Origin of the sequence: Frankia gtarii, assembly GCF_025403375.1 — a bacterium.
GTDB classification, from domain to species: Bacteria; Actinomycetota; Actinomycetes; order Frankiales; family Frankiaceae; genus Frankia; species Frankia gtarii.
Genome location: NZ_JAMPTM010000385.1, coordinates 1 through 4,996 on the forward strand (window position 1 = coordinate 1; position 4,996 = coordinate 4,996).

Sequence of the window (4,996 nt, forward strand, 5' to 3'; positions counted from 1 at the left end):
GATCGGGGGTAGCGCGACGCAGCGCCGACCTCCGATGGTGCTGCCCCTGTCGGGGTGGACCGGGGGTGCCCGGACGACCGTCGGCGTCGCCGTCGCCTCCCCCGACGGGGGAGGCGACACGCTCCGGAAAATCCAGCGGGCCCGGGACGAGCGACCTGGGTAGGTCGTTGGTCCCGGGCCCGCCATGGGTCCACCGGCCTCGCATGGGTCAGCCGGCGTCTCTGGTCAGCCGGCGTCGGTGCCCTGCGCGGCGTCGTCGTCGTCGCGCAGGCCGAAGCGGCGGATCGCGTCCTCGACCAGGCTGGCCTTGACCTCACCGGCCCGGACCAGGGACTCCAGGGTGGCGACGACGATCGACTCGGCGTCGACCTTGAAGTGCCGGCGCAGGGCCAGCCGGGTGTCGGAGCGGCCGTAGCCGTCGGTGCCGAGCGAGGTGAATGCCTGCGGCACCCAGCGGGAGATCTGGTCGGGCACCGCGCGCATCCAGTCGGAGACCGCCACGACGGGGCCGGGGGCGCCGTCGAGGATGCGGGTCACGTACGGAACGGCGTCGTCGGCCTCGGGGTTGAGCAGGTTGGCCCGGTCGCAGCCGAGGGCCTCCCTGCGCAGCTCGTTCCAGGAGGTCACCGACCACACATCGGCGGCGACGCCGAAGTCGGCGGCGAGGATCTCCTGCGCGGTGAGCGCCCAGTGGATGGACGTGCCGCTGGACAGAATCTGCGCCCGCGGCCCCGAGCCGCCCTCGGCGCCCGCGGGCGGCAGGCCGCCGACGAGCTCCTCGGCCGGCCGGAACCGGTACATGCCGGCGATGATCTGTGCCGGGTCGAGGCCGGCCGGCTCGGCCGGCTGAGGTACGGGCTCGTTGTAGACGGTGAGGTAGTAGAAGACGTTCTCGTCGCGCTCGCCGTACATCCGGTCCAGGGCGTCGCGGACGATGTGGGAGACCTCGAACGCGAACGCCGGGTCGTAGGCGACGCAGGCCGGGTTGGTCGAGGCGAGCAGCAGCGAGTGGCCGTCCTGGTGCTGCAGGCCCTCGCCGTTGAGCGTGGTCCGCCCGGCGGTGGCGCCGAGCAGGAAACCGCGGCCGAGCTGGTCGCCGAGCGCCCACATCTGGTCACCGGTGCGCTGGAACCCGAACATCGAGTAGAAGACGTAGACCGGGATCATGTACTGCGCGTGGGTGGAGTACGAGGTCGCGGCGGCGATCACCGAGCCCATGGAACCGGCCTCGCTGATGCCCTCGTGCAGCATCTGGCCGGACTCGGACTCCTGGTAGGACAGCAGCAGCTCGCGGTCGACGGCCTCGTAACGCTGCCCGTGGGGCGAGTAGATCTTCGCCGTCGGGAACATCGCGTCCATGCCGAAGGTGCGGGCCTCGTCGGGGATGACCGGCACGAACCGCGCGCCCATCTCCTTGGTCTTCATGAGGTCCTTGAGCAGCCGGACGAACGCCATCGTGGTGGCGACGGGCTGCTTGCCCGAGCCCTTGCGCAGCTCGTCGAAGATCTTCGCGGGCGGCTGGGTGAGCGGCTTGGCGCGCACGACCCGGCGCGGTATCGACCCGCCGAGCGAGGCCCGGCGCTCCCGCATGTACTGGATCTCCTCGGAATCCGGCCCCGGGTGGTAATAGGGGGGCAGGTCGCCGGTCAGCGCCGAGTCCGGGATCTCCAGGTACAGCCGGTCGCGGAACTCCTTGAGCTCCGCCTTGGTCAGCTTCTTCATCTGGTGGGTGGCGTTGCGGGCCTCGAAGTCCTTGCCCAGCGTCCAGCCCTTGATGGTGTGGGCAAGGATGACCGTGGGCTGACCGGTGTGCTCGGTGGCCGCCTTGTAGGCCGCGTAGAGCTTGCGGTAGTCGTGGCCGCCGCGGGAGAGCTTGCGCAGGTCGTCGTCGGCGAGGTCGGCGACCATCCGGCGCAGCCGGGCGTCCGCGCCGAAGAAGTGCTCGCGGATGTACTCGCCGGACGACGTCGTGTAGGTCTGGAACTGCCCGTCCGGGGTGGTGTTCATCCGGTGGACGAGGGTGCCGTCGGTGTCCTTGGCCAGCAGCGGGTCCCAGTCGCGACCCCAGACGACCTTGATCACGTTCCAGCCGGCGCCGCGGAACAGCGACTCCAGCTCCTGCATGATCTTGCCGTTGCCGCGGACCGGGCCGTCGAGGCGCTGCAGGTTGCAGTTCACCACGAAGATCAGGTTGTCGAGCTCCTCGCGGGCGGCGACGCCGAGCGCGCCGATCGACTCCGGCTCGTCCATCTCGCCGTCGCCGAGGAACGCCCACACCCGGCTGCTCGAGGTGTCCTTGATCTGGCGGTTGAGCAGGTACCGGTTGAACCGGGCCTGGTAGATCGCGTCGATCGGGCCGAGGCCCATCGACACGGTGGGGAACTCCCAGAAGTCGGGCATGAGCCGCGGGTGCGGGTAGGACGACAGCCCGCCCGACTCGCTCTCGCGGCGGAAGGCGTCGAGCTGGGACTCCGTCAGCCGGCCTTCCAGGAACGCGCGGGCGTAGATGCCCGGCGAGGCGTGCCCCTGGATGAAGATCTGGTCACCCGAGTCGCTTCCCGGCGAGGAGCTGAGATGGTCCTTGCCGCGGAAGAAATGGTTGAATCCGACCTCGTACAGGCTCGCGCTCGACGCGTAGGTGGCGATGTGGCCGCCGACGTTGTACTCGGGCCGGTTCGCGCGGCTGACCATGATCGCCGCATTCCACCGAATGTAGGCCCGGATGCGGCGTTCGACGTGCTCGTCGCCGGGGAACCAGGGTTCGCGTTCCGGTGGAATCGTGTTGATGTAGTCCGTGCTGGTGAGACCGGGAACCCCGACCGCCTTCTCGCGGGCTCGTTCGAGAAGCTTCAGCATGAGGAAGCGGGCCCGGCCGCGGCCGGACTCCTCGATGACCGAGTCAAGTGACTCCAGCCACTCGCTGGTCTCCGAGGGGTCGATGTCCGGCAGCTGACTCGGCAGCCCGTCGGTGATGACCGAGAACTTCCGGGTTGTGTCCTGCGCCACGCCTTCTCCTGCTCCTCAAGCTTCCGGGGCCGCCGTGGCCGCACGAGAAGATCCTCCTCGCACGTTCGCCGGCCCATGTGTCACTTCACGTGCACGCGGATGCGGGAACCCGCATGATCGATGCGTCGCCGCGTCCTGGCCGCTCGTCAACTTCTCCTTCGGTGCGCCGCTGCGGGTGATCGGCCGACTCCCATCGGCCGAGGGCGGGAACCCGGCAAGCGAACACGCCTCGGTCCATCGTGCTCCGTCCGCGCGACCTCGTCACGCATGCCTTGGTTACTTTCGAGTAGAGAATCGGGTGATACGCGCGGCGTTGTCGACATGTCGTCCGCGGTGCAGCCGGTGCGGTGCCCCCGCCTGGTAGACAATCACTCTGATGGACACCCGGATGAAGACGACGACGCTGTCCGTGCACACCGGCCGCCAGGAACGTGTGGTCGACCTCACTCCCGACGCGGTGCAGTTCGTCACTGGTTCCGGTGACGGCCTGCTGTCGGTGTTCGTGCCGCATGCCACTGCCGGGCTGGCCATCCTCGAGCTGGGCTCCGGCAGTGACCCGGACCTGCTCGCGGCCCTCGCCGAACTGCTGCCCGCCGACAAGCGGTGGCGCCACGCGCACGGCTCGCCCGGCCACGGCCGATCCCACGTCATGCCGGCGTTCATCCCGCCGACGCTCACCGTCCCGGTGCTCGACGGGCGGCTCGCGCTCGGCACCTGGCAGTCGATCGCCCTGGTTGATCTCAATGTGGACAACCCTGATCGGACGGTTCGACTGTCGCTCCTGGCGGGATGATCAAGATTCTGGCGGCGTGATCGAGGCCCGATGCGGGTACCGGCGGGGAGTCGTCGCACGTCCACCACGCTGTCATCGGTCCACAACCGACGGCGTGGCACTTGCGCAGCTACCGGGAGGTCCGGTGGACTAGGTCAAGACGCACCGGGTGATGCCCCCATCGCGCTGGTGCGTCCACGTTGGAACGGGACGTCTCCGCGGCACGCGCGGAGCGACACACGAGCAGGAGGTAGCGCAGGTGAGTCCGACCGCGGCGAATGCCGAGGGTCAACGCCGGGCGGAGCGACTGGGAGTCTCCGCCGGGACCCAGGTGCAGTCGCTCAACGAGGACGACGACATCGCCCAGGACCTGCTGGACGCGGTGACCAGCGCCAGCGGCACCGAGCTAGTCCCCGAGGACTCCGACGACGTCGTCGACGTCATCCTGCTGTGGTGGCGGGAGGACGACGGAGATCTGGCCAACGCGCTCATTGATGCGCGTCGCCAGCTGTCCGACGAGGGTGTGATCTGGTTGCTCACGCCCAAGGCCGGACGGGACGGTCATGTCGCGCCGAGCGATGTGCTGGACGCGGTGCCCACCGCGGGTCTGGTCCAGACCAGCACGTTGAGCGTCGCGCAGGAGTGGTCCGGCCAGCGGCTGGCCGCGCCGAAGTCGCAGCGCGTTCGACACCGCTGAGGCCGGCGCGAGGGCGTCCGGCGGTGGGTGGGCCGGGCGCCGTCGAGTCATGCCCGCGTCCGGGTGGGGTCGGACCTCGGCCGGCCCCCGCGGCGCGGGCTTATCGGTACAACGGCACCTGCTGGCCCTCAACGGCGCCGGGGTAGCGGTCCCAGAGCCGGTTGAGCTCAAGCTGGAGGAACAGCGGCCCGACGCCGATGAGGAAGAGTACGAACGCGAGTACCGGGTTCGTCTCCGGCACGCCGGCGGCGTGCTGGGCAGCGCGCGTGCGGGTGCCCAGCCGCCACGCGGCGACGAAGGGCGGCACGATGATCAGCCAGCCGATGAGGAACGCCAGCAGGGACAGGGCCGGGTTGACCTGTATACGCCGGTCGTACTCGCCGAGCTCCCGGTTCGTCTTGTAAACCCACACGAAGTAGTAGATCCCAAGGGTGATCAGGGGCAGGCCCAGCCAGACGGCGAAGGGGTTGCGGTGCTTGCCGAGTACCCCCGCCCCGGCGGAGGGGTCGGGTGCTCCGGGC

At 69.7% G+C, this 4,996-nt stretch carries 4 protein-coding genes; 2 read left to right on the top strand and 2 right to left on the bottom strand.

The features are described 5' to 3' along the window. Positions 1 to 225: 225 nt before the first annotated feature. Positions 226 to 3,006, bottom strand: a complete 2,781-nt coding sequence (gene aceE / locus NBZ83_RS29985; RefSeq protein WP_308203361.1) for a pyruvate dehydrogenase (acetyl-transferring), homodimeric type — start codon at positions 3,004 to 3,006, stop codon at positions 226 to 228. Between the two features lie 388 nt (positions 3,007 to 3,394). Here aceE and NBZ83_RS29990 point away from each other — a divergent pair, with 388 nt between their 5' ends. Both NBZ83_RS29990 and NBZ83_RS29995 read left to right on the top strand, forming a co-directional pair. Then, positions 3,395 to 3,799, top strand: a complete 405-nt coding sequence (locus NBZ83_RS29990; RefSeq protein WP_261568886.1) for a secondary thiamine-phosphate synthase enzyme YjbQ — start codon at positions 3,395 to 3,397, stop codon at positions 3,797 to 3,799. Positions 3,800 to 4,037: 238 nt separating this feature from the next. Next, a complete protein-coding gene (locus NBZ83_RS29995) occupies positions 4,038 to 4,475 on the top strand; it encodes a DUF3052 domain-containing protein (protein WP_136447287.1) in 438 nt (145 codons plus the stop codon). Between the two features lie 100 nt (positions 4,476 to 4,575). Here the strand turns inward: NBZ83_RS29995 and NBZ83_RS30000 are convergent. Beyond that, on the bottom strand, positions 4,576 to 4,996 hold a 421-nt coding region (locus NBZ83_RS30000), incomplete at its 5' end, for a DUF4234 domain-containing protein (RefSeq protein ID WP_261576302.1).